We start from the raw sequence: 272 nt of genomic DNA, 5'->3' as shown, positions 1-272 counted from the left end.
CCTATGGTAGCGAAAAACACGTACATAAAAATGGTTCCCAAATGGTAATCAAACTGAATTTTTCTTGTGACTATAGCGGGCATAAAGTTAGCAACTATCAGTGACAACAGCGTTATCGCAATAATGAACATACCAGAAAATGGGAATAGCGAAGCGACAAACAGACCTATGGTGCAAATCACTGCGCTCAGTAGTAAGGAAAAAATGACCCCGACTTCTGAAATCTTTTCTGGCTGACTGTCATTATCTCCCTGCTCGCCGACTCTACTTAC

At 41.5% G+C, this 272-nt stretch carries 1 protein-coding gene; it reads right to left on the bottom strand.

Annotated features, from left to right (window positions below; all coding sequences use genetic code 11):
• Positions 1 to 272, bottom strand: a 272-nt coding sequence (locus SB847_RS21060; protein WP_410578564.1) for a hypothetical protein, incomplete at both ends; no start/stop codon positions are given.

Origin of the sequence: Bacillus sp. SIMBA_026, from assembly GCF_046535335.1 — a bacterium.
Lineage (GTDB): Bacteria > Bacillota > Bacilli > Bacillales > Bacillaceae > Bacillus > Bacillus velezensis.
The sequence above is the reverse complement of the archived record's forward strand: the minus strand, read 5'-3'. Positions and strand labels throughout refer to the sequence as shown.